The following is a 24936-nucleotide window of genomic DNA, read 5'->3' as shown; positions in this document are numbered from 1 at the left end:
AGGAACGCCGGGTCAGCTGAGCGCCAGCGCGATCGCTGTCAGCACGGACCAGGCCAGCATCACCAGGCCGGTGTCGCGCAGCACCGGGATCAGCCCGCGGCCGGTCCCGCCGCTGGTGATCGCCTTCACCGGGGTGATCAGCATGGCGGCGGTGATCAGTGCGATCAGCGCCAGCGGGTGCGCGATGCCGAGGATGATGCTGACCACGTAAGGCACCGTGATCAGCAACAGGTAGAACCGCCGGGTGCCGGAGTCGCCGAGGCGCACGGCGAGCGTCTTCTTGCCCACTTCGCGGTCGGTGGGGATGTCACGCAAGTTGTTCGCGGTCAGCACGCCGGTGGAGAAACAACCGACGGCGATGGCGGTGCCGACGGCCTCCCAGCTGACCTTCCCTGCCTGCACGTAAACGGTGCCGAGCACCGCGGCCAGCCCGAAGAACACGAACACCGCGATCTCGCCGAGGCCGACGTAGCCGTAAGGCTTCTTGCCGCCGGTGTAGAACCAGGCGCCGAGGATGCACACCGCGCCCATCACCAGCAGCCACCAGCGGCCGGTCGCGATCACCAGGACCAGGCCGAGCACCCCGGCGAGGCCGAGGCAGGCCAGCGCGGCGGTCAGCACGAGCTTCGGGGCGGCGACACCGGAACCGACCAGCCGCAGCGGGCCGACCCGGTTCTCGTCGGTACCGCGGATGCCGTCGGAGTAGTCGTTGGCGAAGTTCACGCCGATGATCAGCGACAGCGCCACCAGCAGCGCGAGCAGCGACTGCCACCAGGTGAAGGCGCCGAGCTGGATGGCCAGGCCGATCCCGGCCACAACGGGAGCCACGGCATTGGGCAGGGTCCGTGGGCGGGCCCCCTCGATCCACTCTGCGACTGTCGCCATGTCACCCATTGTGGTGGACGGGCATCACTCCGAGTCGAGCGGGACCGACCAGGTGAGGGTGCCGGAGCCGGGCTCGTCCGCGGACGCCGCCGGCGCGGCGAAGGCCGTCAACGCCAGCAGCGCCAGCGCGGCGAGGAGGACGCGTTTCAGCGAGATCATGCAAGCGAGTGAAATCGGACTTTCGGACGGTGTCAACCAATCGGGTGGAAAATTTGCGTCGCCACCGCGTTCCGGTCGATCTTTCCCGGGCCGCGCAGCGGGAGTGCCTCGACGAACTCGAACCGCTTCGGAACAGCCGCCGCACCAGCGGATTCCCGCACCGCCGCGCGCAGCTCGGCGACATCCGGCGGCGGCCCATCCGGCACTACGGCGGCGGCCACCAGCTCGCCCCACTCGGGATCGGGCAATCCCACTACGCAGGAATCCCGCACCCCGGGGCAGCCCGCGAGCGCCCGCTCCACCGCCGCCGCCGACACCTTGACGCCGCCGGTGTTGATCACGTCGTCGATCCGGCCGAGTACCTGCAGCCTGCCGCCGGCGAACTCGCCACGGTCACCGGTGCGGAACCAGCCGTCGGCGAAGGCTTCGGCGGTGAGATCCGGCCGGAGCCGGTAGCCGTGCGTCAGCACCGGCCCGGCGATCAGGATCCGGCCATCCGAAGCCAAATCCACGCGTACCCCGTCCAGCGGGACGCCGTCGTACACGCACCCGCTGGCTGTCTCGCTCATCCCGTACGCGGGCACGATCGAAACCCCGGCTTCGGCCGCTTGCTCCCGCAGACCGCCCGATGTCGCCGCCGCACCGATGATGATCGCGTCGAACGCGCGCGCCGCGGCGAGACCCGGACCGCCCGCGTCGAGAATCCGGGTGAGCTGGGTCGGCACTAGGGCCGTGTACCGCGGTCCCTCCTGGGCCAGCACCGGGCCCGCCGCCTCGGCGAACAGGTCACCTGTGAACCGGCCCGGCGGCAACGAAGCGAGGGTGCTGCCGGCCAGCAAAGCCCGGACGATCACCTGCACACCGCCGATGTACTGCGCCGGCGTCGCCAGCAGCCAGTGCCCGAGGCCGCCGAGCCGCTCGTGCGTCGCCGTCGCCGAGGCGCGCAACGCGTCGGCCGAGAGCAGCACACCCTTGGGTTGGCCGGTGGACCCGGAGGTCGCGATGATCACCGCCGTGCCGGGTTCGACCGGCTCGCCGGGTGCCATCGCCGTCCGCAGCTCCGCCGAGCCGGGCGCCAGGGGCAACACCGCGGGGCCACCGTCAAGTGCCTCGGCAAGCGCATTCCGCAGTTCGTCGACGGACCCGTCGACCCAGACCTCACGCACGCGGACCTCAGTAGTAGTACGGGAAAGCGGACCAGTCGGGCGAGCGCTTCTCCAGGAAGGCATCGCGGCCCTCCACGGCCTCGTCCTGCATGTAGGCCAACCGGGTGGTTTCGCCGGCGAACAGCTGCTGGCCGACCAGCCCGTCGTCGATCGCGTTGAACGCGTACTTGAGCATCCGCTGCGCGGTGGGGGATTTGCCGTTGATCTCCCATGCCCACTGCAGCGCCTCGGCCTCCAGCTCGGCGTGTGGCACCACGGCGTTCACCGCGCCCATCTGGTGCATCTGCTCGGCGGTGTACTCGCGCCCGAGGAAGAAGATCTCGCGCGCGAACTTCTGCCCGACCTGCCTGGCCAGGTACGCCGACCCGAACCCGCCGTCGAACGAGCCGACGTCGGCGTCGGTCTGCTTGAACCGGGCGTGTTCGGCGGAAGCCAGGGTCAGGTCGCAGACCGCGTGCAGCGAATGCCCGCCGCCGGCGGCCCAGCCCGGTACGACGCAGATCACCGTCTTGGGCATGAACCTGATCAACCGCTGGACCTCGAGAATGTGCAGCCGGCCTGCGCGGGCGGGGTCGACCGTGTCGGAGGTCTCGCCGTCGGCGTACTGATAGCCGGACCGACCGCGAATACGCTGGTCACCACCGGAACAAAAAGCCCAGCCGCCGTCCTTCGGCGACGGGCCGTTCCCGGTGAGCAGGACGCACCCGACGTCCGGGCTCATCCTGGCGTGATCCAGCGCCCGGTAGAGCTCGTCCACCGTGTGCGGCCGGAAGGCATTGCGGACCTCGGGACGGTCGAAGGCGACACGGACGACGCGCTTGCCCGAGCGCGCCTCGGCGGATCGGTGGTAGGTGATGTCGGTGAACCCGAAGCCCTCGACTTCGGTCCACGCTGCGGGGTCGAATAGCTCGGAAACCTGGGCGTCATGCACGTTTGGGAGAATAGGACGTGTGGCCATGATGACGGACGACACACCGGGGGGCGCCCGGTGAATCCGTCTACCGCGCAGGCGAAGGTCATCGTCGACGAGCTGGTCCGCAACACCGTCTCCCACGTGGTGCTCTGCCCCGGTTCGCGCAACGCGCCGCTGTCGCTGGCGCTGCACGAAGCCGCCACGGCGGGCCGCCTTCAGCTGCGGGTCCGCATCGACGAACGGGGCGCGGCCTTCCTCGCGCTCGGCATCGCGGCGCGCACCGGGCGCCCGGTCGCGCTGGTCTGCACCTCGGGCACGGCGGCGGCGAACTTCCACCCGGCAGTGCTGGAGGCCGACCGCGCCGGGGTCCCGCTGATCGTGCTGACCGCGGACCGCCCGCCGGAGCTGCGCGCGGCGGGGGCGAACCAGGTGATCGAGCAGCAGCGGCTGTACGGCAACGCGGTGCGCTACTTCGACGAGTTCGCGGTCGCCGAGCGGCGGGCGGGCCAGAACGCCTACTGGCGCAGCCAGATCTGCCGCGCGTGGAACGCCGCCTACGGCGAATGGCGCTGCGGCCCGGTGCATCTCAACATCCCGTTCCGCGAGCCGCTGGTGCCCGACGGCGACCCGGAGTGGTTCGAGTCGCTGGACGGCAGGCCGGGTGGGGCGCGCTGGACGGAATTGCCGGATTTCGGGGCGCTGCCGTCGTTCGTGGTGCCCTCGGCGCGCTGCGGTCTGGTGATCGCTTGCGACAGCGGGGTCGGCGCGGCCAGCGAATGGGCCGAGCAGCACGGCTGGCCGGTGGTGTCGGAGACCGGCGGTCTCGGGCTGTCCGGATCGAGCGCGATCACCAGCGGCGTTTGGCTGCTGGGCGCGGAGGAGTTCATCGCACGGCACCGGCCGGAGCAGGTGCTGTGCCTCGGCCGGCCGACGGTCTTCCGGCAGGTGCAGGCGTTGCTGTCGGACGCCGACGTCGAGGTGCTGCTGGTGCGGCCGGATTCGGACTGGCCTGCGCCCGCGCACAACGTCCGGCAGGTGGGGCAGTGGTTCGACGAGCCGAGCAAGCCGGCCGACCCGGAGTGGCTGGCGAGCTGGCAGCGCGCGGACAGCGCCGCGACGGCAGCGGTGAGCGCCGCACTGCGCCGGGAGCCGTGGCCGAGCGGGCTGCGCGTTGCGGCGGAGCTGGTGGACGCACTGCCTTCGGAGGCGCTGCTCGTGGTCGGGTCGTCGAACCCCGCGCGCGATGTGGCGCTGGCCGGCCGGATGCGGCCGGACGTCCTGGTGCACCGCAATCGCGGGGTGGCCGGGATCGACGGCACGGTGTCCACCGCGCTCGGCGCGGCCAGCGTGCACCGCGGGCATTCGTACGCGCTGCTCGGGGATCTGACTTTCCTGCACGATGTCAACGGCCTGCTCGGCGGCGACCGGCCGGACCTGACGATCGTGGTGCTCAACGACGACGGCGGCGGTATTTTCTCGCTCCTGGAACAGGGTGCGCCCGAGCACAGCGATGCCTTCGAGCGGGTTTTCGGTACCCCGCACGGCGCCGACCTCGGTTCGCTGTGCGCGGGTTTCAACGTGCCGCACCGGCTGGCCGAAAGCCTCGACGAGTTCCGCGATGCGCTGCGCCCGGTCCCGGGCCTACGAGTCGTGGAGGTACGAGTGGACCGTTCGCGCCACCGCGATCTGCATGCTCGCGTCCGGGCGGCGGTATCGGACGTACTCCGCTAGCTCCCGAATGGTAAGAACCATTCTTTCTGCCGTATCCGGTTGGTCGGTTTCGGTCTACGTTCACGGCCATGCGTCTGCGAACCCGAGCGGGCCTGGGGGCAATCGCCACTGGCATCGCGACCACACTGCTCACCGCAACTGCGAGCGCCGCGCCGGCGGCCGGGGCGTCCGGCGTCGGCGACCCGTACTACCCGTACGCGGGCAACGGCGGCTACGACGTCGCGCACTACGACATCCGGCTCACCTACCAGCCGGCCACCGATCAGCTCGCCGGCACCACGACGATCCTGGCCAAGACCACCCAGGACCTCTCCAGCTTCGACCTCGACTTCGGGCTGCACGTCAATTCGGTGCTGGTGAACAACAGTCCGGCCACCTTCCACAGCGACCCGAACGAAAACGGCGAACTGGTGGTCGTCCCGGCGAAGCCGCTGGCGAAGAACCAGACGATCACCGTCGTGGTGAACTACGCCGACACCCCGTCCAAGGTCGTCATCGACGGCTATACCGCGTGGAAGAAGACACCCGACGGCGCCCTGGCCGTGGACGAACCGCAGAACTCGCAGTGGTGGTACCCGGCCAACGACCACCCGACCGACAAGGCCACCTTCGACGTGTCGGTCGAGGTGCCGGACAACGTGTCCGCCCTCTCCAACGGAACTTTGGTGCGCACCACCAAACAGCGTGCGGGCTGGACGCGGTGGAACTGGCGCAGCACCCAGCCACAGGCGACGTATCTCACGACGCTGGAGGTCGGCGCGTTCCAGGTCAACCAGTCGACCACCCCGGACGGCAAACCGTTCGTCACCGCCTACGACCCGGCGACAGGTGACTCGCTCGACGCGGCGAAGGCGAGCGTCGAGCGGACCCCGGAGATCGACTCGTTCCTCTCGACGCAGTTCGGGCCCTACCCGTTCGAGGCGCAGGGCGGCGTCGTGTCGACCGGGCTCAACTTCGCGCTGGAAGCGCAGACGCGGCCGGTGTACAGCAGCAAGTTCTTCGCCTCCGGCAGCAACACCTCGGTCATCGCGCACGAGAACGCGCACCAGTGGTTCGGGGACGCGGTTTCGCTCGGCCGCTGGAGCGACATCTGGCTGAACGAGGGTTTCGCCTCCTACGCCGAATACCTCTGGTCGGAGCACGAGGGCGAAGGCACACCGGCCGAGTTGGCACAGTACGTCTACGACTCGCACCCGGCCGACGACGCGCTCTGGCAGGTGCTGCCCGGCGACCCGGGTGTGGCCAACCAGTTCGACGACGCCGTGTACGACCGCGGGGCGCTGACACTGCAGGCGCTACGCACGACAGTCGGGGACGACGCGTTCTTCACGATCCTCAAGACCTGGGTGGCCCAGCACAAGGGCGGCGACGCCCGGATCGACGACTTCATCGGCCTGGCCGAGCAGGTGTCCGGCAAACCGTTGCACCAGCTGTTCAACACCTGGCTGTTCACCAAGGGCAAGCCGGCGACGGGGCCGAACGGCACCGCGACCGTCACCGCGCAGGCCCAGCCGAAGTCGTTCGCGAAGATCCACGCCACCCACCGGCAACTGGCAGCCGAGCAGCAGTACTGAGGTATTCCGACCGATCCGCCGCCGCCGCCGCATCCCCGCGCTCTATGCTCGATAGTGTGACGAAGAGCGAGCGGCGACGGCTGATCGGGCGGCGTGTCGTGCTTGCCGTCGCGTCGCTGATCACCGTGCTCTGCGTCGGGCTGCTGCTCGCGGCCATTCGCAACGACCAGGCCATTTCCGGCAATCTGGGCGAAGCGACCGCGCATGTGGATTCGGTGTCCTGGGACCGTACGATCATCCGGTTCGAAACCTCGGACGGAATCGTGCACATCCCCGCCAACGGCGTGCTCTACCCGGGCGGTCTCGTCGCCGGTGACCTGGTGCGGGTCGAGTACGACGTCGCGAACCCGGAGCTCGCGCGCGTCGCCGGCCGCACGGCGACGTTGACGCTGCTGCCGCTCGGCAGCACAGCGCTGATCACCTGGGCCGTGGCGATCGGCCTGCTGTGGTGGATCCGGCACCGCGGCCGCAACGCCACGCCGGAGGTCCAGACCAGAGCGCCGGCCATGAGCGGAAAGTAAAACCGGCTGCCCACCCGAAGGCGGACAGCCGGTTTTTCGTGCCCTGGTTCAGCGCGACTGGTAAGGACCGGGCTGCTGCTGTGGGAACGGCTGCGACGGCGGGTACGGCTGCCGGCCCATCGGCGGCTGCTGCTGGAACTGTTGCTGCTGCGGGAACTGCTGCTGTTGCTGCGAGACCGGGCCCTGCGGCGCCGGCTGGTTCATCGCCTGGACCTGCTCGGCCTCGGCCTTGGTCAGCTTGTTGGTCGCTCCGCAGAAGGTGCAGACGGTGAAGTACTTCGACGAGATCGGGAACAGCGGGATCCAGAAGAGGGTGAGCTTCGTGACCGCACGGCGGAGCGCGTGCGCCGTCGGGTTCTGGCACTGTCCACACAGGTATGTGGCCGTCGCCAGTTCGAGGATCTTGCGCCGCCAGCCGTAGATGATCATGAGAATTCGCTCCAGTATCGGGGGATTGGGGTCCGGTCTCGTTGAGACGCACCGACCCCAAGTGAAGATCCCCTGTCAACCTTCTGACTTTCCGTGCTCACACGACTACGGCCGTCTCCTGCCACCACGAAAGCACTTCCTCCGCCGCGCTCGGTGCCGCGACCAGCAACCCGTCGGCGGGCAGCGCCGTGCCGGCACCCCGCCGGTCCAGCACCACGGCGCCGGCCTCGATCGCCAGCGCGACGGAGCCCGCGACATCCCACTCGTGATAGCTGTGCAGCACCGCGGCGACGGCGTGCCCGAGCGCGACCTGCGCGATGGACAATGCGGCCGAGCCCAGCACCCGCACCCCGGCATGCGCGGCGGCCGCGCGTTCGATGAACAGTCCCATCCCCGGCCACGGACCCTTGCGGGCCAGTTCGGTGCACACGATCGCGCCCTCGAACCCGGTCCGGTCCAGCAGCTTGACGGGTTTGCCGTTCGCGCGTGCGCCGCGCCCGCGGGCGGCGGCGTAGATTTGCGCGCGGTACGGGTCGGCGACCACGCCGACCACCGGCCCCGACGCGTCGATCAGCGCGAGACTGTAGGCGCACCAAGGAACTCCGGCCACGTAGTTCGCGGTGCCGTCGACCGGATCCACCACCCAGCGGTAGGGGGCGTCGTCGGCGCCGATGTCCGCGCCGTACTCCTCGCCGACCACCGGAATCCCGGGGAATTCGGCGGTGAGCACGCGGCGGGTGTGCCGCTCCAGGATCCGGTCGGTGTCGGTGACCCAGTCGAAGGGCGAGTCCTTGATACCGGGATGCGCACCGCGGCCGGCGGTAGCGGTGATCACGTCGGTGGCCTCGTTGGCCAGCCGTCCGGCGACCTCGAGCGCTCGTGACAGCAGGCCGGGTTCGACCGGCTGGGACGGGCGTGCGGATAAAAGGGTCACGCCGGTCTAGTGTGGCCGCGCCGAGTGTCCGGAACGCTACGCGGAGATGAAGTGTGTGGCCCGGGAAACCGACCTGCAGCGAGCTTCGAGAAGTTCCGGCACCGTTCGCAAGCTGGTTACGAGGGCTTCTCCGGACGAACCGGACGGGGTGCGAACTTGGGTTCGTGCGAGTCGCCATCGTCACCGAAAGCTTCCTCCCGCAGGTGAACGGCGTGACCAACTCCGTGCTGCGCGTGGTGGAACACCTGCATGAACGCGGCCACGAGGTACTCGTCATCGCTCCCGGTCTCGCCGGGCCCGCGCGGTACCACGGCGCCCCGGTGGTCCGGATCCCGGCGGTCGATCTGCCCGTGGTCAATTCCCTGCCGATCGGCCTGCCCACCAGAACCGTGCTCACCGCGATGACCGCGTTCGCCCCGGATGTGGTGCACCTGGCCTCGCCGTTCGTGGTCGGTGCCCGCGGGCTCGCCGCCGCGCGCAGGCTGCGGGTGCCCACGGTCGCGGTCTACCAGACCGACATCGCCGGTTTCGCCACCGCGTACGGGCTCGGCCTCGGCGCCCGCGCCGCCTGGCGCTGGGTACGGCGGTTGCATTCCCGCGCCGACCGGACGCTGGCCCCGTCGACGGACGCGGTCGACAACCTGCGTACGCACGGTATACCACGTGTATACAGGTGGGGGCGTGGCGTGGACGTGGAGAAGTTCTCGCCGAAGCACGCTGATCCGAAGTTGCGCGCGGAGCTGGCGCCGAACGGTGAGCTGCTGGTCGGATTCGTCGGCAGGCTGGCACCCGAGAAGGAGGTCGACCGGCTCGTCGCGCTCGGCGGCCTTCAGGGCGTGCGCCCGGTGATCGTCGGCGACGGCCCCGAGTTGGATCTGCTCCGCGAACGCATTCCGGGCGCGGCCTTCCTCGGCGCGCGCTACGGCCAAGAGCTGTCGACGGCGTATGCGAGCCTCGATCTGTTCGTGCACACCGGTCCCTACGAGACTTTTTGCCAGGCGGTGCAGGAAGCGATGGCCTCCGGCCTGCCGGTGCTCGCGCCGGACGCCGGTGGCCCGCGCGATTTGGTGCTGCCCGGCCGGACCGGATACCTGCTGCCCGCGGACCGGCCGGGGTTCGAGGCCGAACTTGTCGCCAAGGTCGATGCACTGCGTGATCCGGCGCCGCGTGCCCGGCTCGGGCAGAAGGCGCGCAAGGTGGTCCTGGGCCGGACCTGGCCCGCGGTGTGCGACGAACTCCTCGGGCATTACGAGGCCGTGACAGGCCGCGCCGCCCGCGCGGCCTGAGGCGATGCATATCGTCCAGCTCGCCAATTTCTACGGACCGAAATCGGGCGGGCTACGCACGGCGCTGCATCACCTCGGCGCCGGCTACGTCGCCAGCGGGCACGACGTGACCCTGGTGGTGCCCGGCACCCGGTATGCAGAGGAGTGGCTGCCCACCGGGGTACGTCGATTTTCCTTGCCGGCGCCCAGGATTCCGGGCACCGGGGGCTATCGCGCCGTCGATCCGTACCGGGTCCGCGCGCTGTTGCGCGTGTTGCGTCCCGACCGGCTGGAGGTGTCGGACCGGTTGACACTACGCGGGATGGGCGCGTGGGCGCGACGCGAAGGCGTGCCGAGCATGGTCATTTCACATGAGCGCCTGGACCGGTTGCTCGAGCAGTTCCTTGTGCCCGGTCCGGTCGCCAGGCGTGCCGCGGATCTGGCCAACCGCCGGATGGCCGAGAGCTACGACAAGGTCGTCTGCACGACCGCGTTCGCGCGCGAGGAATTCGACCGCATCGGGGCGCCGAACGTACAGCGGGTTCCGCTGGGGGTGGATCTGACCGCGTTCGCGCCCGGGATGCGCGACGACGGCTGGCGGCATTCGCTTGCCGTCGGCGCCGACGCACTGATAGTCCACTGTGGACGATTGTCGCCGGAGAAACATGTAGAACGCAGTGTGGACACGATCGCCGAGCTGACCGAGTCCGGCGACAACGTCCGGCTGGTGATCGCCGGCGACGGCCCGCGAAGACGCGCGCTCGAACGCCGTGCCCGTGGGCTACCCGTGACGTTTCTCGGTTATCTGTCCAATCGTGGGGACGTGGCGCGGCTGCTCGCGAGCGCGGACGTTTCACTCGCTCCCGGTCCGCACGAGACATTCGGGTTGGCGGCGCTGGAAGCGCTGGCGTCGGGCACGCCCGTCGTAGTCTCCGCTTCTTCGGCATTGCGTGAGATCGTGCGCCCCGGATGCGGCGCGGCCGTTGCCGATCTTCCGCTCGCATTCGCGTCCGCGGTGACAGGATTACTGAAAAGCCCGGAAGAGATCCGGCGGGCGGCCGCACGGGCGCGCGCCGAGGAATTCACCTGGCCCGCTTCCGTGCGCGGAATGCTTTCCGTCATTCCGGGCTGACCGCCTTGTGTCGCGCTTTGGACTTTCGCTGGCATCCTCCCGGCGGCCGAATGGGGGTTCCCCGTTCCGCAAGCCGGTGGTCGGACCGGCGCGGGCCCCGCATCTGCCTGTATGGCAAGGGATTCAGCCGATCTCCGGCTTGCCGCCATGGAATCGGATCGGCAGTGAGTACAGCCCGCGGGCGTGGTGTTCCTTGGAGAGCCAGCCGTGGAAGAAGATGTGCCCGCCGACGACGTCCGCACCGCCGGGCCCGTCGACGGCACCGCCGAGGGTTCCGGTGGTGAGAAACGAGTCGGCGGATTTCGTGTAGGGGCCGGTGATGTTCCGTGCTGTCGCGTAGGACGTGTGGTAGCCGGTGCTGGTGAAGTAGTCGCCGGAAAAGAACAGCACGTATTGCGAGCCGGAGCGGACCAAGGACGGCGCCTCCACTACGCCGTGTTCCTCCGGGCGGTCGGCGTGCAGCAACGGAATCCGGTCGCCGCGCAGGGCGTGGCCGTCGAGGGAGACCTCCTGCAGCCAGATGGTCGTCGGGTCGGTGTCGCTCTTGTAGAGGAGATAACGCTTCCCATCGATGTCCATAAAGGACTGTGGGTCGATGTCGGACCGGTCCTCGCCGACGCAGACCAGTGGCGCGTCGCTGTCCGGCTGGAACGGTCCGCGCGGGCTGTCACCGGTCGCGGTGCCGATGCACATCTGCCCGGTCGAAGCGGTGTGGGTGGAGAAGTACATGAGGTACCGGCCGTCGGGTCCGCGCGAGACGTCCGGCGCCCAGTACTGACTGGCCGGGTCGGCCCACGAGGGCGGTCCGGTCAGCGCGTCGCCTTGTACCGACCAATTGCTTTCGGCGCCGTCCGTCCGCGCCATCGGCACGCGTCCCGACGGGCTGGCGGTGGAGAAGGCGTAGTAACCCCAGAGCCCGGCGAGCACGCCGGGGTCCGGGAAGTCCTGATTGAGCAGTAGTTTCGGGGCTGTTGCGGCTTCGGCGGGGGTGCCGGTCAGCGGCAGCAGCGCGGCCGCGGCGATGGTCAGGGCACGCAGTGATTTCTTCGTCATCAACTCACTCGCGAGGTCGGGGTCGGAGCTGTCCCGCCTCACGTAGCCATTCCCGGCGCCGGTTACACACCGCGCTGGCCCTCGGGGAGCGGACCGCGGGCTGCGGATTATGTTTTACCTATGTCCCGAGCAGACCTCGACAAGGACCCGCACGAGGTCGCCGCCATGTTCGACGGCGTCGCGGCTGGTTATGACCGCGCCAACTCCTTCATGACCTTCGGGTTCGACCGCCGCTGGCGCACCACCACCTCCCGCGTGCTCGACGCGCGCCCGGGGGAGAAGGTGCTCGATCTCGCCGCCGGGACAGGCGTGTCGACAAGCGAGTACGCGCGCAGTGGCGCGTGGTGCCTCGCCGCCGACTTCTCGCTGGGCATGTTGCGCAGCGGCAAGCACCGCGGCGTGCCGATGGTCGCGGCCGACGCGCTGCGCCTGCCCTTCGCCGACGACTCCTTCGACGCCGCGACGATCAGCTTCGGCATCCGCAACTTCGTCGATACGAAGGAGGCGCTGGTCGAGATTCTGCGCGTGGTGCGGCCGGGCGGCCGGCTGGTGATCCTGGAGGCATCGACCCCGCCGTTCCCGCCGATCAGGTTCCTCTACCGCAAGTTCCTGCTGCGCGCGATGACCCTGCTCGGCCGGTTCACCTCGACCAACCCCGAGGCCTACGCGTACCTGGCCGAATCGATGGCGGCCTGGCCCGACCAGCGTCGGCTCGCCGAGACGATCGCGGCCGCGGGCTGGCGCAGCGTGGAATGGCTGAACCTCACGTTCGGCGTCGTCGCCATCCATCGCGCGATCAAGCCACCTCTAGACTGAACGGCATGACTGATGCCCAGGTGATCGTCGTCGGTGCCGGCCCGGCGGGGTCGACCGTCGCCACGTACCTGGCGCGCGCCGGGGTCGACGTGCTGCTGCTGGAGAAGACGGTCTTCCCGCGCGAGAAGGTGTGCGGTGACGGCCTGACCCCGCGCGGCGTGAAGCAGCTGATCGACCTGGGCATCGATACGAGCACCGACGCGGGCTGGGTGCACAGCCGTGGCCTGCGCATCCTCACCGGCGATCTCACGCTGGAGCTCGACTGGCCCGAACTCACCAGCTACCCGCCGTACGGGGTTTCCCGCACCCGGCAGGACTTCGACGATCTGCTGGCGAAGGCGGCGGTGAAGGCGGGCGCGCGGTTGCAGGAGCGCACCACGGTCACCGGCGCGATCACCGACGAGCGCACCGGGCGCGTGATCGGTGTCGAGGCCAAGACGGGTCCGGAGAGGAAGCCGGTCAGCTACTACGCGCCGCTCGTGCTCGCGTGCGACGGCGTCAATGCGAAGCTGGCCCGCTCCGTCGGCATCGACACCGATGACAAACGGCCGATGGGCGTGGCCGTGCGGCGCTACTACAAGAGTCCGCGCCACGACGACCCGTTCATCGAGGGGCATCTGGAGCTCTGGGACCGCTCGGATCCGCGTGACCCCAAGCTGTTGCCGGGCTACGGCTGGGCGTTCCCGCTCGGTGACGGCACGGTGAACGTCGGGCTCGGCATGCTCTCCACGTCGAAAGCCTTCCGCAACACCGACTATCGGGCGCTGCTGCGCTCGTGGCTGGATTCCACTCCCGAGGAGTGGGGCTACCGCGAGGAGAACGCGGTCGGCAAGATCGGCGGCGCCGGGCTGCCGATGGGCTTCAACCGCACTCCGCACTACCGCAACGGACTGCTTCTGCTCGGCGACGCCGGCGGGATGGTGAGCCCGTTCAACGGCGAGGGCATCTCGTCGGCGATGGAGTCGGCGCAGCTGGCGTCGGAGTTCGTCGTGCAGGCGCTCGCCCGCCCCGAAGGGTCGTCCCGCGAACGGGCGCTCAGTGGTTACCCAGTGGCACTGAAGGAGCTCATGGGCGGGTACTACCGGCTCGGCAATCTTTTCGCCAAGGCCATCGGGCATCCGAAGGTCATGCGGGTCGCGACGAAGTATGGGCTTCGTGTCAACCCCTTGATTCCGTTGATCTACAAGGGTCTTTCCGGTTGCTACGACGCCAAGGGCGGCGACTCGGTGGACCGGATGATCGCGCTCGCGGCGCGTCTTACGCCCAGTGCGTGATCATCTCGCGTGGGTTACGTCACATTGACCCTCCGTGCAACCGGACACCGCAGCTGATCTTGAACCTTTTGTCCCAGGTCTAGCGTCTGCCGGTCTTTTTTCTGCCTTCGCGAGGTTAGGGCTGCCTTATCGGAAGGACCCCGCGACAACAATGTGAGGCACGTCCTACACTGCCCCCATGCTTTGTGAACCGCTTCACAACTTCGACGGGAAGCTTGTGAACAATTTCACAAGCACCGCGGTGTGGCGGAAGGAGTGGGACACATGTTGGTAGCGCAGAGCGCCTCTGCCAGCCCGGCGATGTACGTGCCATTGGTCCTGTTGTTCGTGCTGGCCGCGGCGTTCGCGGTGGGTTCGGTACTGCTCGGGCCACTGGTCGGGCCGAGCCGGTACAACAAGGCCAAGTTGCAGGCCTACGAGTGCGGGATCGAGCCTTCCCCGCAACCGCTGGTCGGTGGCGGCCGGATGCCGGTCGCCTACTACATCACCGCGATGCTGTTCATCCTGTTCGACATCGAGATGGTGTTCCTCTACCCGTTCGCGGTGTCCGCGGATTCGCTCGGCATCTTCGGCCTCGTGGAGATCGTGCTGTTCATCGCCACCGTCGGGTTCGCCTACGCGTACGTCTGGCGCCGCGGCGGACTGGATTGGAACTAGGGCAATGGGTCTGGAAGAAAAGCTCCCCAACGGAATCCTCTTGGCCAGCCTCGAAGGCCTGGTCAACTGGGCACGCAAGAACTCGCTGTGGCCTGCCACGTTCGGGCTCGCCTGCTGCGCCATCGAGATGATGACCACCGGCGGTTCTCGCTACGACATCGCGCGCTTCGGCATGGAGCGGTTCAGCGCGACGCCGCGGCAGGCGGACCTGATGATCGTCGCCGGCCGGGTGACCCAGAAGATGGCGCCGGTGCTGCGCCAGATCTACGACCAGATGGCCGAGCCGCGCTGGGTGCTGGCGATGGGCGTGTGCGCGTCCTCCGGCGGCATGTTCAACAACTACGCGGTGGTTCAGGGCGTGGACCACATCGTGCCGGTGGACATGTACCTGCCCGGCTGCCCGCCGCGGCCGGAGATGCTGCTGGACGCGATTCTCAAGCTGCACGCCAAGATCCAGGACGAGCCGATGGGCCCGCAGCGGGCCGCGCTCCGCGCCGGGCAGCGAACCGAACTGGTGCCCTCGTCGATCAAGTACGCGAAGAAGTGATCCGGGATGTCCGAAGAGAAACCAGTACCCGGCGGCGAGCAGTCCAGCGCCGATCGTCCGGAAGGCGGGCTCGAGCCACAGGGCGCGCGCCCGGCGCAGCCGGTGGTCGCGGGCCGGGCGCGGGCCGGGATGTTCGGTGTCCACGACAGCGGGGACACCTCCGGCTACGGCGGCCTCCGGCTGCCTGCCTACACCGCGCCCCCGGCCGAACGGCCCTACGGCGGCTGGTTCGACGAGTTCGCGGACCAGTTTTTCGCCGCACTGGGCGAAAACGGCGTCCCGGCCGAGGCGGTCCAGCAGATCACCGTCGACCGCGACGAGATCACGCTGTACATCGACCGGGAGCATCTGGTGCAGGCGTGCCGGATCCTGCGCGACGACGCGGGGCTGCGCTTCGAACTGTGCAGCTCGGTGTCCGGTGTGGACTACGGCCCGGACGTGCCGCAGCGGCTGCATTCGGTGTACCACCTGACTTCCATGACCTACCGCCGGCGCGTCCGGCTCGAGGTCACCCTCGACATCGAGGATCCGCACCTGCCCTCGGTGGTCGAGGTGTACCCGACCGCCGACTGGCAGGAACGGGAGGCCTACGACATGTTCGGCATCGTCTACGACGGCCATCCAGCGCTCACCCGGATCCTGATGCCGGACGACTGGGACGGCTTCCCCCAGCGCAAGGACTACCCGCTCGGCGGGATCCCGGTGGAGTACAAGGGTGCGGAGATCCCACCGCCCGATCAGCGGAGGTCGTATTCATGAGCACGCCGAAGCACTTTTCACCGCTGGAGGCGCGATGAGCACGCCGAAGCACTCCTTACCGCTGGAGGCGCGATGAGCACCGAATACGCGGAATCGCGGGAGACCACCGAAGGCCGGGTCTACCACGTCAGCGGTGGCGACTGGGACGACGTGCTCACCGACGCCCAGCACGACGAGCGCATGGTCATCAACATGGGCCCGCAGCACCCGTCCACGCACGGCGTGCTCCGGCTCGTGCTGGAACTGGAGGGCGAGACCGTCACCCAGCTCCGGTCGGTGATCGGCTACCTGCACACCGGGATCGAGAAGAACACCGAGTACCGCACCTGGACCCAGGGCGTCACCTTCGTGACGCGGATGGACTACCTGTCGCCGTTGTTCAACGAACTGGGCTACTGCCTGGCGGTGGAAAAGCTGCTGGGCGTGGAAGTGCCCAAGCGGGCGCAGTTGATCCGGGTGCTGCTGTGCGAGATCAACCGGATCGGCTCACACCTGGTCTACATCGCCACCGGCGGGATGGAACTCGGCGCGACCACCGCGATGACGCTCGGGTTCCGGGAACGCGAAGAAGTGCTGCACCTGCTGGAGTTCCTCACCGGGCTGCGGATGAACCACGCGTTCATCCGCCCGGGCGGGGTCGCGCAGGATCTGCCGACCGACGGGCTCACGAAGATCGACGAGTTCGTCAAGGTGATGGAAAAGCGCCTTCCCTTGTACGACAAGCTGTTCACCGGTCAGCCGATCTGGCGCAACCGGCTCAAGGGCGTCGGCTACCTGCCGGTGGACGCGTGCCTGGCGCTCGGCGTCACCGGCCCGATCCTGCGCTCGGCCGGGCTGCCGTGGGACCTGCGCAAGGTGGAGCCGTACTCGTCCTACGACGAGTTCGAGTTCGACATTCCCACCTCGACGGAAGCGGACTGCTGGGCGCGGTACCTGTGCCGCGTCGAGGAGATGCACCAGTCGCTGCGGATCATCAAGCAGGTGGCGAAGCGGCTCGCCGAGCCCGGCCCGGTGATGGTGGCGGACAAGAAGATCGCGTGGCCGGCGCAGCTGTCGATCTCCAGTGACGGCATGGGCAACTCGCTGGAGCACGTCAGGAAGATCATGGGCCAGTCGATGGAATCGCTGATCCACCACTTCAAGCTGGTGACCGAGGGCTTCAAGGTGCCGCCGGGGCAGGTGTACGCGCCGGTCGAGTCGCCGCGCGGGGAGCTGGGTTTCCACGTCGTGTCCGACGGTGGCACCCGGCCGATGCGGGTGCACGTGCGGGAACCGAGTTTCGTGAACCTGCAGTCGATGCCGGCGATGTCCGAAGGCGGGCTGGTGGCGGACGTCATCGCCGCCGTCGCCTCGATCGACCCCGTGATGGGGGGAGTGGACCGTTGACCACAACCGAGATCTTCGACGCCGACATCGTGGCGAAGGCGGAGAACCTGATCGGCCGGTACCCGCAGTCGCGGTCGGCGCTGCTGCCGCTGCTGCACCTCGTGCAGTCGGTGCAGGGATATGTGAGCCAGGAGGGCATCGCGTTCTGCGCCATGCAGCTCGACCTGTCCGAGGCCGAGGTCAGCGCGGTCGCCACGTTCTACACGATGTACAAGCGCCGCCCGTGCGGTGAGCACCTGGTGAGCGTCTGCACGAACACGTTGTGCGCCGCGCTCGGCGGGGACGCGATCTACAAGAAGCTGAGCGAGCACCTGGGAGTCGGCCACGAGGAGACCGCCGGCGAGCCGGGAGAGACGGGCTCGATCACCCTCGAACACGCGGAATGCCTTGCCGCGTGCGACCTCGGGCCGGTGCTGCAGGTCAACTACGAGTACTACGACAACCAGTCGGAGGAATCGGCCCTCGAACTCGTGGAAGCCTTGCAGCGCGGGGAAAAGCCCGCGCCGACGCGGGGCGCGCCGCTGACCGACTTCAAGGGCGCGGAGCTGCAGCTCGCCGGGTTCTTCCCGGAGGACGAGGAAACGTACCGGTCCCATGTGGACGGTCCGTCGCAGGCGGTGGAAACCGTGCGCGGGGCCCGGATCGCGGCCGACCGCGGCTGGACGGCTCCCGTGATGGAGGACGTCGCACTGCCGGAGGTGGAGAAGAAATGACAGACCCACTGACGCCGGTACTCACCAAGCGCTGGCTTTCGCCGAACTCGTGGCGGCTGGAGACCTATGAGCAGCTCGAGGGCTACACGGCGATCCGGAAAGCGCTCGCGGGCACCCCGGAGCAGCTCGTCCAGCTGATCAAGGACGCGGGCCTGCGCGGCCGCGGCGGCGCGGGTTTCCCGGCAGGCGTGAAATGGTCGTTCATGCCGCCGAACGAGGACAAACCGCATTACCTCGTGATCAACGCGGACGAGGGCGAACCGGGCACCTGCAAGGACATTCCGCTGATGATGGCGGACCCGCACTCGCTGATCGAGGGCTGCATCATCGCCTCGTACGCGATGCGCTCGCACCACTGCTTCATCTACGTGCGCGGCGAGGCGCTGCACTGCATCCGCCGGCTGAACGCGGCGGTGCGCGAGGCGTACGGTGCCGGGTACCTCGGCGACAACATCCTCGGCTCCGGCTTCGGTCTCGACATCACGGTGCACGCCGGCGCGGGCGCGTACATCTGCGGTGAGGAGACAGCGCTGCTGGATTCGCTGGAGGGGCGCCGCGGCCAGCCGCGGCTCAAGCCGCCGTTCCCGGCCGCGGCCGGTCTCTACGCCGCGCCGACCACGGTGAACAACGTCGAGACCATCGCGAGCGCGCCGTACATCGTGAACGCGGGCTCGGACTGGTTCCGCAAGATGGGCCGCGAGAAGTCGCCCGGCCCGAAGATCTACTCGATCTCCGGGCACGTCGAGCTGCCCGGCCAGTACGAGGCCCCGCTGGGCACCACGCTGCGCGAGCTGCTCGAGCTGTGTGGGGGCATGAAGGACGGCATCCCGCTGAAGTTCTGGACGCCGGGTGGTTCGTCCACGCCGATGTTCACCGCGGAGCACCTCGACATCCCGCTGGACTTCGAGGGCGCGGCCGAGGCCGGGTCGATGCTCGGCACCACGGCGGTGCAGGTCTTCAACGAGACCGTGTCGGTGCCGTGGGCCGTGATGAAGTGGACGCAGTTCTACGAGCACGAGTCCTGCGGCAAGTGCACACCGTGCCGCGAGGGCACGTACTGGCTGGCGCAGATCCTGGAGCGGATGGTCGAGGGGCACGGCACGGAGTCGGACATCGACACCCTGCTCGACGTCTGCGACAACATCCTCGGCCGCTCGTTCTGCGCGCTCGGTGACGGCGCGGTCAACCCGATCACCAGTGGCATCAAGTACTTCCGCGACGAGTTCCTCGCACTGTGTGAGAGCAACAAGCGCGAGTTGGTGGGAGCACAGGCATGACGATGGCGCCAAGTCAGAAGGACACCGAGCCGAAGTCCGATCCGGTTCCGGAGGGGCACGTCAAGCTCACGATCGACGGCGAGGAGGTCATCGCGCCGAAGGGTGAGCTGCTGATCCGCACCGCCGAACGGCTGGGCACCGTGATCCCGCGGTTCTGTGACCACCCGCTGCTCGACCCGGCCGGTGCCTGCCGGCAGTGTCTCGTCGAGGTCGAGATGGGCGGGCGGCCGATGCCGAAGCCGCAGGCCTCCTGCACGATGACCGTCGCCGACGGGATGGTCGTCAAAACGCAGCTGACCTCGGCCGTGGCGGACAAGGCGCAGCAGGGCGTGATGGAGCTGCTGCTGATCAACCACCCGCTGGACTGCCCGATCTGCGACAAGGGCGGTGAATGCCCGCTGCAGAACCAGGCGATGGCGCACGGGCGGGCCGAATCGCGGTTCGTGGACAAGAAGCGGACGTTCCCCAAGCCGCTGCCGATCTCGACGCAGGTGCTGCTCGACCGCGAACGTTGCGTGCTGTGCCAGCGCTGCACCCGGTTCTCCGCGCAGATCGCCGGCGACCCGTTCATCGACCTGCTGGAGCGCGGCGCGCATCAGCAGATCGGTACGGCTGAGACAGCGGATGTGCTGGATCTGGCTTCTCGCACGTCTTCCGGGCAGCCGTTCCAGTCGTACTTCTCCGGCAACACGATCCAGATCTGCCCGGTGGGCGCGCTGACGTCGGCGCAGTACCGGTTCCGGTCCCGGCCGTTCGACCTCGTGTCCTCGCCGAGCGTGTGCGAGCACTGCTCGTCGGGCTGCGCGGAGCGCACGGACTTCCGGCGCGGCAAGGTGACGCGCAAGCTCGCGGGCAACGACCCCGAGGTCAACGAGGAGTGGATCTGCGACAAGGGCCGCTTCGCGTTCCGGTACGCGGCGGCCGAGAGCCGGATCCGGCGTCCGTTGGTCCGGGACGTCGCGGGCGTGCTGCAGGAAGCCTCGTGGACAGAGGCGCTGCGGACGGCGGCCGAAGGGCTGAAGCGGGCGCGTGACTCGCACGGTGTCGGCGTACTCGCGGGCGGGCGGCTGACATTCGAAGACGCGTACGCGTACGGCAAGTTCGCGCGAGTTGCCTTGCGTACCAACGACATCGACTTCCGGGCGCGGGCGCATTCGGACGAGGAGCTGGCGTTCCTCGCCGGTCGCGTCGTCGGCACCACCCCGGAGAACGGTGTCACCTTCGCGGCGTTGGAAGCCGCACCGGCGGTGCTGACCGTGGCGTTCGAGCCGGAGGAGGAGGCGCCGATCGTCTTCCTGCGGCTGCGCAAGGCGGCCCGGAAGCGCGGCGCCAAGATCGTCCACTTGGGACAGTGGACCACTTCCTCGGTGCGCAAGACCTATGGCGAACTCCTTGCCTGCACGCCAGGCACGGAGCCGTCAGCGCTCGACGCGCTCGCGGACCACGCCCCGGATCTGCACAGCGCGCTCGGCGCGGAAGGCGCGGTGATCCTGGTCGGCGAACGGGCGGCCGAGGTGCCGGGCCTGTTCGCGGCGGTGGACAAACTGTCCACGCGCACCGGCGCGAAGGTCGCGTGGATCCCGCGCCGGGCGGGTGAGCGCGGAGCGCTCGAAGCGGGCGCGGCGCCCACGTTGTTGCCCGGCGGGCGTCCGGTCACCGACGAAGGCGCCCGTGCGGAGGTCGAATCCGCTTGGGGTGTAACGATTTCTTCGTCCCCAGGGCGCGACACCAGCGGCATTCTGGCCGCTGCGGTCGACGGCTCGCTGAGCGGCCTCGTGGTCGGCGGTGTCGATCCGAACGACCTGCCCGACCCGGCGCTCGCGCGGCGTGCCCTGGAGGCGGCCGATTTCGTGGTCAGCCTGGAGCTGCTGCCGAGCGAGGTCACCGAGCGCGCGGACGTGGTCCTGCCGATCGCGCCCGATGTCGAAAAGGCGGGCAGCTACCTGAACTGGGAAGGCCGCCGCCGCGCCTTCGACATCACGCTGGAAAACACCGGAGCGCTGGGAGACGGCCGGGTCCTGGACACGCTGGCCGTGGAGATGGACGCGGACCTGTTCACCCAGACGCCCGCCGCCGCGTACGGCGACTTCGCCCGGCTCGGCTCGGTTGCGCCTGGTCGCGGCTTCACCGCGCCGGCCACCAAGGTGTCCGCGACACCGCCGGCCGCAGGCGAAGCCCGGCTGGCCACCTGGCGGCAGCTGCTGGACAACGGTTCGCTCCAGATCGACGAGCCACACCTCGCAGGCACCGCGCGCAAGGTCGTCGCGCGCGTGTCCGCGGAAGCGGCGAGAAGGCTGGGCGACACGGTGACGGTTTCGACCGAGAGCGGTGAGATCACGCTGCCGGTCGAGGTGGCGGACGTGCCCGAGGGTGTCGTCTGGCTGCCCGCGAATTCCGAAGGCTCGGCCGTGCGCGCGACGCTCGGCGCGGGACATGGGTCTGTGGTGTCGATCCGCGGAGGTGTGCGGTGACGGGATTCCTCGCGCAGGCGCCGGAGCAGCTGACCAGGGCCGAACTGCTCGCCGACGACCCGTGGTGGCTGATCCTGCTCAAGGCCGTCGTGATCCTGCTGATCGGGCCGATCCTGACGATCTTCCTGATCGTCTGGGAGCGCAAGGCCGTCGGCCGGATGCAGAACCGGCCGGGCCCCAACCGGGTCGGCCCCGGCGGGTACCTGCAGTCGCTGGCGGATGCGATCAAGCTCCCGTTCAAGGAGCAGATCATCCCGGACACCGCCGACCGCAAGGTGTACTTCCTCGCGCCGGTGATCGCCGTGGTGCCCTCGCTGATCGCGCTCGCCGCGATCCCGTTCGGGCCCGAGGTGTCGATCTTCGGGCAGCGCACGGTGCTGCAGCTGGTGGATCTGCCGGTCGGCGTGCTGGTGATCCTCGCCTGCTCGTCGGTGGGGGTGTACGGGATCGTGCTCGCCGGCTGGTCCTCGGGCTCGCCGTACCCGCTGCTCGGCGGGCTGCGGTCGGCGGCACAGGTGATCTCGTACGAGATCGCGATGGGCCTGTCGATCGTCGCGGTGGTGCTGTACGCGCAGTCGCTCTCGACCGGTGACATCGTGCAGGCGCAGTCGAGCGGCTGGTACTTCTACCTGCTGCTGCCCAGTTTCGTGATCTACCTGATCTCGATGGTCGGCGAGACCAACCGCGCGCCTTTCGACCTGCCAGAGGCGGAGTCGGAGCTGGTCGGCGGGTTCCACACCGAGTACTCGTCGATGAAGTTCGCGATGTTCTTCCTCGCCGAGTACGTGAACATGGTGATCGTCTCGGCGTTCTGCACGACGCTGTTCCTCGGCGGCTGGATGTTCCCGTTCGTCGGGCTGGACTCGCCGCTGAACAAGGGCTGGCTGCCGATCATCTGGTTCGCGATCAAGCTGTTCGCGCTGTTGTTCGGGTTCATCTGGCTGCGCGGCACGCTGCCGCGATTCCGCTACGACCAGTTCATGAAGCTGGGCTGGAAGGTGCTGGTGCCGGCCAACCTGGTGTGGATCGTGATCGTCTCGGCGATCCGCGCGCTGCGGCACCAGAACGGCGGACTGTCGACTTCGCAGATCGTCATCGGCGTGGTGATCGTGGCCGTGGTGGCGATCGCGGTCGCGCTGCTGGTGCCCGACCGGCGCCCGCCGGAGGACGACCGGGTACCGATCACCGGTGGCGGATATCCGCTGCCGCCACTGGATTTGAAGGTGCCGCAGGTGCCGGACCGCAACGCCGCGAAGAGGAAGGGCCGTCGCCGGGTCAAGGCTGCCGGCGAACCCGCCCAGGTTGGGAGTTCCGATGGGAATGTTTGATCCTCTCAAGGGTTTCGGGGTCACCTTCTCGATGATGTTCAAGAAGGTGGCGACCGAGGAGTACCCGGAGGCCGGAGCGCCTGCCGCGCCGCGTTACCACGGGCGGCACCAGCTCAACCGGCACCCGGACGGGCTGGAGAAGTGCGTCGGCTGCGAGCTGTGCGCGTGGGCCTGCCCGGCGGACGCGATCTTCGTCGAAGGCGGGGACAACACCGAGGAAGCGCGGTATTCGCCGGGCGAGCGGTACGGCGCGGACTACCAGATCAACTACCTGCGCTGCATCGGCTGCGGGTTGTGCATCGAGGCCTGTCCCACTCGGTCGCTGACGATGATCAACTTCTACGAGATCGCCGACGACGACCGGCAGCGGCTCATCTACACCAAGGAAGATCTGCTCGCCCCGCTCCTGCCGGGTATGGAGCAGCCGCCGCACCCGATGCGCCTCGGCGACGACGAGCAGGACTACTACGTCAACGGTCCCGAACTCGCGCGAGGCCGCGGCGTCCCGGCGGGCGAAACGGTCGAGACCGCGCACGAGCAGGTGATCTCATGACCGGCTCGATGCTCGCCGACGAGGCCTTCGCGCGGCGTGCGCCATTCCCGGCGGTGCGCGCGTCATTCCCGGCGTTGCGCGCGCCGCGGCGGTCGACCACGGTGTCGGCGGCGGTGCCCATTGCGGCAGTGTCTGATGCGGCAGTGCCTTATGCGGCAGTGTCTGATGCGGCGGTGCCCGTTGCGGCAGTGCCTTATGCGGCGGTGTCCATAACGGCGGTGCCTTATGCGGCAGTGTCCATTGCGGCGGTGTCCATTGTGGAGGTGGCCTCATGATCGGGGCAACGAGCACGCTGGTGCTCGCGCAGGCGGTGAACCAGAGCACCTCGGTCGGCGAGGCCGTCGCGTTCTGGATCCTCGGCCCGGTCGCGCTGCTCGGCGCGCTCGGCCTGATCTTCGCCCGCAGCGCGATGCACTCCGCGCTCTTCCTGGCGATGACGATGTTCTCCCTCGGCGTGCTGTACATGGTGCAGCAGGCGCCGTTCCTCGGCTTCACGCAGATCATCGTCTACACCGGCGCGATCATGATGCTGTTCCTGTTCGTGCTGATGCTGGTCGGCAGGGAAAGCTCCGACTCCGTGGTCGAAGTCCTTCGCGGGCAACGGCTCTGGGGCGGCATCCTCGGTATCGGCATCGCCGGGCTGATCGCGACCGCGCTGATCCGGGCACTGGACAACGTGCCACCGGCCACCCCGCCGAACGGCGGCGCCGGCGGCCTCGGCCGCCTGATCTTCACCGATTACCTGTTCCCGTTCGAGCTCACCTCCGCGCTGCTGATCACCGCCGCGCTGGGCGCGATGGTGCTGGCGTTCACCGAGAAACGCAGCCGTCGCACGCAGAAGGAACTCGTCGAAGCCCGGTTCCGCGGCGAGTACGAGCGCATGTCGCCGAAGCCCGGTCCCGGTGTTTTCGCGACCTCCCATTCGGTGATGACCCCGGCACTGCTGCCGGACGGCACGGTGGCGAAGGACTCGCTGTCCGCGATCATCGAGTCCACCCCGACGGCCCAGCTCGAGGCCGAGCGGAAGGTGGTCGAGGGCACCGAACCCCATCCGGACGCGCACGCGCTGAAGGGATCCACGGAATGACACCGACGTACTACCTGTTGCTTTCGGCCCTCCTGTTCTCGATCGGCGCGGTCGGCGTACTGGTGCGGCGCAACGCGATCGTCGTGTTCATGTGCATCGAGCTGATGCTCAACGCGGTGAACCTGTCCCTGGTCACGTTCGCCCGGATCAACGGCTCCCTCGACGGCCAGGTGATGGCCTTCTTCGTGATGGTCGTCGCCGCCGCGGAGGTCGTGGTCGGACTGGCGATCATCATGTCGATCTTCCGCACCCGGCGTTCGGCCTCGGTCGACGACACCAACCTGCTCAAGTACTGAAAGGCTTCAC

At 68.7% G+C, this 24936-nt stretch carries 26 protein-coding genes; 19 read left to right on the top strand and 7 right to left on the bottom strand.

Annotation, left to right across the window (positions count from 1 at the left end; translation table 11 throughout):
* Positions 1 to 12 precede the first annotated feature (12 nt).
* From VHD82_RS17610 to VHD82_RS17595, 4 genes are read right to left on the bottom strand one after another with little or no spacing between them, the layout of a single operon-like run.
* Positions 13 to 885, bottom strand: coding sequence for a 1,4-dihydroxy-2-naphthoate polyprenyltransferase (locus tag VHD82_RS17610; RefSeq protein WP_325704468.1), 873 nt, complete (start codon positions 883 to 885; stop codon positions 13 to 15).
* Between the two features lie 24 nt (positions 886 to 909).
* Positions 910 to 1044, bottom strand: coding sequence for a hypothetical protein (locus tag VHD82_RS17605; RefSeq protein ID WP_325704465.1), 135 nt, complete (start codon positions 1042 to 1044; stop codon positions 910 to 912).
* 32 nt (positions 1045 to 1076) lie between these two features.
* Positions 1077 to 2210: an o-succinylbenzoate--CoA ligase gene (gene menE / locus VHD82_RS17600; RefSeq protein WP_325704462.1), complete on the bottom strand. Its 1134-nt coding sequence runs from the start codon at positions 2208 to 2210 to the stop codon at positions 1077 to 1079.
* A gap of 7 nt (positions 2211 to 2217) precedes the next feature.
* Entirely contained in the window at positions 2218 to 3141 is a 924-nt protein-coding gene (locus VHD82_RS17595; protein ID WP_325704459.1) for a 1,4-dihydroxy-2-naphthoyl-CoA synthase, read from the bottom strand.
* A 57-nt stretch (positions 3142 to 3198) separates the two neighbouring features.
* Between VHD82_RS17595 and menD the strand changes: the two genes are divergently transcribed.
* From menD to VHD82_RS17580, 3 genes are all read left to right on the top strand, one after another.
* On the top strand, positions 3199 to 4854 hold the full coding sequence (menD, locus tag VHD82_RS17590; protein ID WP_325704456.1) for a 2-succinyl-5-enolpyruvyl-6-hydroxy-3-cyclohexene-1-carboxylic-acid synthase: 1656 nt from the start codon (positions 3199 to 3201) through the stop codon (positions 4852 to 4854).
* A 68-nt stretch (positions 4855 to 4922) separates the two neighbouring features.
* Positions 4923 to 6428: a M1 family metallopeptidase gene (locus tag VHD82_RS17585; RefSeq protein ID WP_325704453.1), complete on the top strand. Its 1506-nt coding sequence runs from the start codon at positions 4923 to 4925 to the stop codon at positions 6426 to 6428.
* A gap of 44 nt (positions 6429 to 6472) precedes the next feature.
* The gene (locus VHD82_RS17580; protein WP_325704450.1) at positions 6473 to 6949 is read left to right on the top strand and encodes a DUF3592 domain-containing protein; all 477 of its coding nucleotides are present in this window, start codon (positions 6473 to 6475) and stop codon (positions 6947 to 6949) included.
* A 48-nt stretch (positions 6950 to 6997) separates the two neighbouring features.
* Here VHD82_RS17580 and VHD82_RS17575 read toward each other — a convergent pair whose 3' ends face one another.
* Positions 6998 to 7378 (bottom strand): zinc-ribbon domain-containing protein, encoded by a 381-nt coding sequence (locus VHD82_RS17575; protein WP_325704447.1) that lies wholly within the window; start codon positions 7376 to 7378, stop codon positions 6998 to 7000.
* 97 nt (positions 7379 to 7475) lie between these two features.
* A complete protein-coding gene (locus VHD82_RS17570; protein WP_325704444.1) occupies positions 7476 to 8312 on the bottom strand; it encodes an inositol monophosphatase in 837 nt (278 codons plus the stop codon).
* Between the two features lie 164 nt (positions 8313 to 8476).
* On the opposite strand from VHD82_RS17570, the gene VHD82_RS17565 reads away from it, so the two are divergent.
* Positions 8477 to 9598, top strand: coding sequence for a glycosyltransferase family 1 protein (locus VHD82_RS17565; protein WP_325704441.1), 1122 nt, complete (start codon positions 8477 to 8479; stop codon positions 9596 to 9598).
* 4 nt (positions 9599 to 9602) lie between these two features.
* The gene (locus tag VHD82_RS17560) at positions 9603 to 10709 is read left to right on the top strand and encodes a glycosyltransferase (protein ID WP_325704438.1); all 1107 of its coding nucleotides are present in this window, start codon (positions 9603 to 9605) and stop codon (positions 10707 to 10709) included.
* 123 nt (positions 10710 to 10832) lie between these two features.
* Here VHD82_RS17560 and VHD82_RS17555 read toward each other — a convergent pair whose 3' ends face one another.
* A complete protein-coding gene (locus tag VHD82_RS17555; protein ID WP_325704434.1) occupies positions 10833 to 11762 on the bottom strand; it encodes a glycoside hydrolase family 43 protein in 930 nt (309 codons plus the stop codon).
* A 120-nt stretch (positions 11763 to 11882) separates the two neighbouring features.
* Here VHD82_RS17555 and VHD82_RS17550 point away from each other — a divergent pair, with 120 nt between their 5' ends.
* The 14 genes from VHD82_RS17550 to nuoK all read left to right on the top strand — a co-directional run bounded on the left by VHD82_RS17550 (position 11883) and on the right by nuoK (position 24926).
* A complete protein-coding gene (locus tag VHD82_RS17550) occupies positions 11883 to 12578 on the top strand; it encodes a demethylmenaquinone methyltransferase (protein ID WP_325704432.1) in 696 nt (231 codons plus the stop codon).
* Positions 12579 to 12583: 5 nt separating this feature from the next.
* Positions 12584 to 13852 (top strand): geranylgeranyl reductase family protein, encoded by a 1269-nt coding sequence (locus VHD82_RS17545; RefSeq protein WP_325704429.1) that lies wholly within the window; start codon positions 12584 to 12586, stop codon positions 13850 to 13852.
* 264 nt (positions 13853 to 14116) lie between these two features.
* Positions 14117 to 14509 (top strand): NADH-quinone oxidoreductase subunit A, encoded by a 393-nt coding sequence (locus VHD82_RS17540; protein ID WP_325704426.1) that lies wholly within the window; start codon positions 14117 to 14119, stop codon positions 14507 to 14509.
* A 4-nt stretch (positions 14510 to 14513) separates the two neighbouring features.
* The gene (locus VHD82_RS17535) at positions 14514 to 15056 is read left to right on the top strand and encodes an NADH-quinone oxidoreductase subunit B family protein (RefSeq protein ID WP_325704423.1); all 543 of its coding nucleotides are present in this window, start codon (positions 14514 to 14516) and stop codon (positions 15054 to 15056) included.
* Positions 15057 to 15062: 6 nt separating this feature from the next.
* Complete coding sequence (locus VHD82_RS17530; protein WP_325704420.1) at positions 15063 to 15815, top strand: NADH-quinone oxidoreductase subunit C; 753 nt, start codon at positions 15063 to 15065, stop codon at positions 15813 to 15815.
* Between the two features lie 72 nt (positions 15816 to 15887).
* Positions 15888 to 17201, top strand: coding sequence for an NADH-quinone oxidoreductase subunit D (locus VHD82_RS17525; protein WP_325704417.1), 1314 nt, complete (start codon positions 15888 to 15890; stop codon positions 17199 to 17201).
* Positions 17198 to 17914 carry an NADH-quinone oxidoreductase subunit NuoE gene (nuoE, locus tag VHD82_RS17520; RefSeq protein WP_325704414.1) on the top strand — a complete coding sequence of 239 codons (717 nt, stop codon included), beginning with the start codon at positions 17198 to 17200 and terminating at the stop codon, positions 17912 to 17914. Before VHD82_RS17525 ends, nuoE begins: the two co-directional genes overlap by 4 nt.
* The gene (gene nuoF, locus VHD82_RS17515; RefSeq protein ID WP_325704411.1) at positions 17911 to 19191 is read left to right on the top strand and encodes an NADH-quinone oxidoreductase subunit NuoF; all 1281 of its coding nucleotides are present in this window, start codon (positions 17911 to 17913) and stop codon (positions 19189 to 19191) included. The genes nuoE and nuoF overlap by 4 nt, the downstream gene beginning before the upstream one ends.
* On the top strand, positions 19188 to 21662 hold the full coding sequence (locus VHD82_RS17510) for an NADH-quinone oxidoreductase subunit G (protein ID WP_325704408.1): 2475 nt from the start codon (positions 19188 to 19190) through the stop codon (positions 21660 to 21662). The genes nuoF and VHD82_RS17510 overlap by 4 nt, the downstream gene beginning before the upstream one ends.
* Complete coding sequence (gene nuoH, locus VHD82_RS17505) at positions 21659 to 22990, top strand: NADH-quinone oxidoreductase subunit NuoH (protein ID WP_325704405.1); 1332 nt, start codon at positions 21659 to 21661, stop codon at positions 22988 to 22990. The genes VHD82_RS17510 and nuoH overlap by 4 nt, the downstream gene beginning before the upstream one ends.
* Positions 22977 to 23543: an NADH-quinone oxidoreductase subunit NuoI gene (gene nuoI, locus VHD82_RS17500; RefSeq protein ID WP_325704403.1), complete on the top strand. Its 567-nt coding sequence runs from the start codon at positions 22977 to 22979 to the stop codon at positions 23541 to 23543. Before nuoH ends, nuoI begins: the two co-directional genes overlap by 14 nt.
* The gene (locus VHD82_RS17495; RefSeq protein ID WP_325704400.1) at positions 23540 to 23818 is read left to right on the top strand and encodes a hypothetical protein; all 279 of its coding nucleotides are present in this window, start codon (positions 23540 to 23542) and stop codon (positions 23816 to 23818) included. Before nuoI ends, VHD82_RS17495 begins: the two co-directional genes overlap by 4 nt.
* A complete protein-coding gene (locus VHD82_RS17490; protein ID WP_325704398.1) occupies positions 23815 to 24630 on the top strand; it encodes an NADH-quinone oxidoreductase subunit J in 816 nt (271 codons plus the stop codon). Before VHD82_RS17495 ends, VHD82_RS17490 begins: the two co-directional genes overlap by 4 nt.
* Entirely contained in the window at positions 24627 to 24926 is a 300-nt protein-coding gene (nuoK, locus tag VHD82_RS17485; RefSeq protein ID WP_325704395.1) for an NADH-quinone oxidoreductase subunit NuoK, read from the top strand. Before VHD82_RS17490 ends, nuoK begins: the two co-directional genes overlap by 4 nt.
* The last annotated feature ends 10 nt before the right edge of the window (positions 24927 to 24936 follow it).

The sequence above is a fragment of the Amycolatopsis sp. genome, from assembly GCF_035546795.1.
In the GTDB taxonomy this organism is placed as follows: Bacteria; Actinomycetota; Actinomycetes; order Mycobacteriales; family Pseudonocardiaceae; genus Amycolatopsis_E.
The sequence above is the reverse complement of the archived record's forward strand: the minus strand, read 5'-3'. Positions and strand labels throughout refer to the sequence as shown.

What these genes read in the sequence shown, in the direction of transcription:
- VHD82_RS17525 (WP_325704417.1), top strand. Translation starts at nt 15,888, where the DNA reads ATGAGCACCGAATACGCGGAATCGCGGGAGACCACCGAAGGCCGGGTC.
- VHD82_RS17510 (WP_325704408.1), top strand. Translation starts at nt 19,188, where the DNA reads ATGACGATGGCGCCAAGTCAGAAGGACACCGAGCCGAAGTCCGATCCG.
- VHD82_RS17555 (WP_325704434.1), bottom strand. Translation starts at nt 11,762, where the DNA reads ATGACGAAGAAATCACTGCGTGCCCTGACCATCGCCGCGGCCGCGCTG.
- VHD82_RS17560 (WP_325704438.1), top strand. Translation starts at nt 9,603, where the DNA reads ATGCATATCGTCCAGCTCGCCAATTTCTACGGACCGAAATCGGGCGGG.
- VHD82_RS17495 (WP_325704400.1), top strand. Translation starts at nt 23,540, where the DNA reads ATGACCGGCTCGATGCTCGCCGACGAGGCCTTCGCGCGGCGTGCGCCA.
- VHD82_RS17540 (WP_325704426.1), top strand. Translation starts at nt 14,117, where the DNA reads ATGTTGGTAGCGCAGAGCGCCTCTGCCAGCCCGGCGATGTACGTGCCA.
- VHD82_RS17575 (WP_325704447.1), bottom strand. Translation starts at nt 7,378, where the DNA reads ATGATCATCTACGGCTGGCGGCGCAAGATCCTCGAACTGGCGACGGCC.
- nuoI (WP_325704403.1), top strand. Translation starts at nt 22,977, where the DNA reads ATGGGAATGTTTGATCCTCTCAAGGGTTTCGGGGTCACCTTCTCGATG.
- nuoK (WP_325704395.1), top strand. Translation starts at nt 24,627, where the DNA reads ATGACACCGACGTACTACCTGTTGCTTTCGGCCCTCCTGTTCTCGATC.
- VHD82_RS17550 (WP_325704432.1), top strand. Translation starts at nt 11,883, where the DNA reads ATGTCCCGAGCAGACCTCGACAAGGACCCGCACGAGGTCGCCGCCATG.
- VHD82_RS17610 (WP_325704468.1), bottom strand. Translation starts at nt 885, where the DNA reads ATGGCGACAGTCGCAGAGTGGATCGAGGGGGCCCGCCCACGGACCCTG.
- nuoF (WP_325704411.1), top strand. Translation starts at nt 17,911, where the DNA reads ATGACAGACCCACTGACGCCGGTACTCACCAAGCGCTGGCTTTCGCCG.
- VHD82_RS17605 (WP_325704465.1), bottom strand. Translation starts at nt 1,044, where the DNA reads ATGATCTCGCTGAAACGCGTCCTCCTCGCCGCGCTGGCGCTGCTGGCG.
- VHD82_RS17490 (WP_325704398.1), top strand. Translation starts at nt 23,815, where the DNA reads ATGATCGGGGCAACGAGCACGCTGGTGCTCGCGCAGGCGGTGAACCAG.
- VHD82_RS17580 (WP_325704450.1), top strand. Translation starts at nt 6,473, where the DNA reads ATGCTCGATAGTGTGACGAAGAGCGAGCGGCGACGGCTGATCGGGCGG.
- VHD82_RS17545 (WP_325704429.1), top strand. Translation starts at nt 12,584, where the DNA reads ATGACTGATGCCCAGGTGATCGTCGTCGGTGCCGGCCCGGCGGGGTCG.
- VHD82_RS17530 (WP_325704420.1), top strand. Translation starts at nt 15,063, where the DNA reads ATGTCCGAAGAGAAACCAGTACCCGGCGGCGAGCAGTCCAGCGCCGAT.
- VHD82_RS17535 (WP_325704423.1), top strand. Translation starts at nt 14,514, where the DNA reads ATGGGTCTGGAAGAAAAGCTCCCCAACGGAATCCTCTTGGCCAGCCTC.
- VHD82_RS17585 (WP_325704453.1), top strand. Translation starts at nt 4,923, where the DNA reads ATGCGTCTGCGAACCCGAGCGGGCCTGGGGGCAATCGCCACTGGCATC.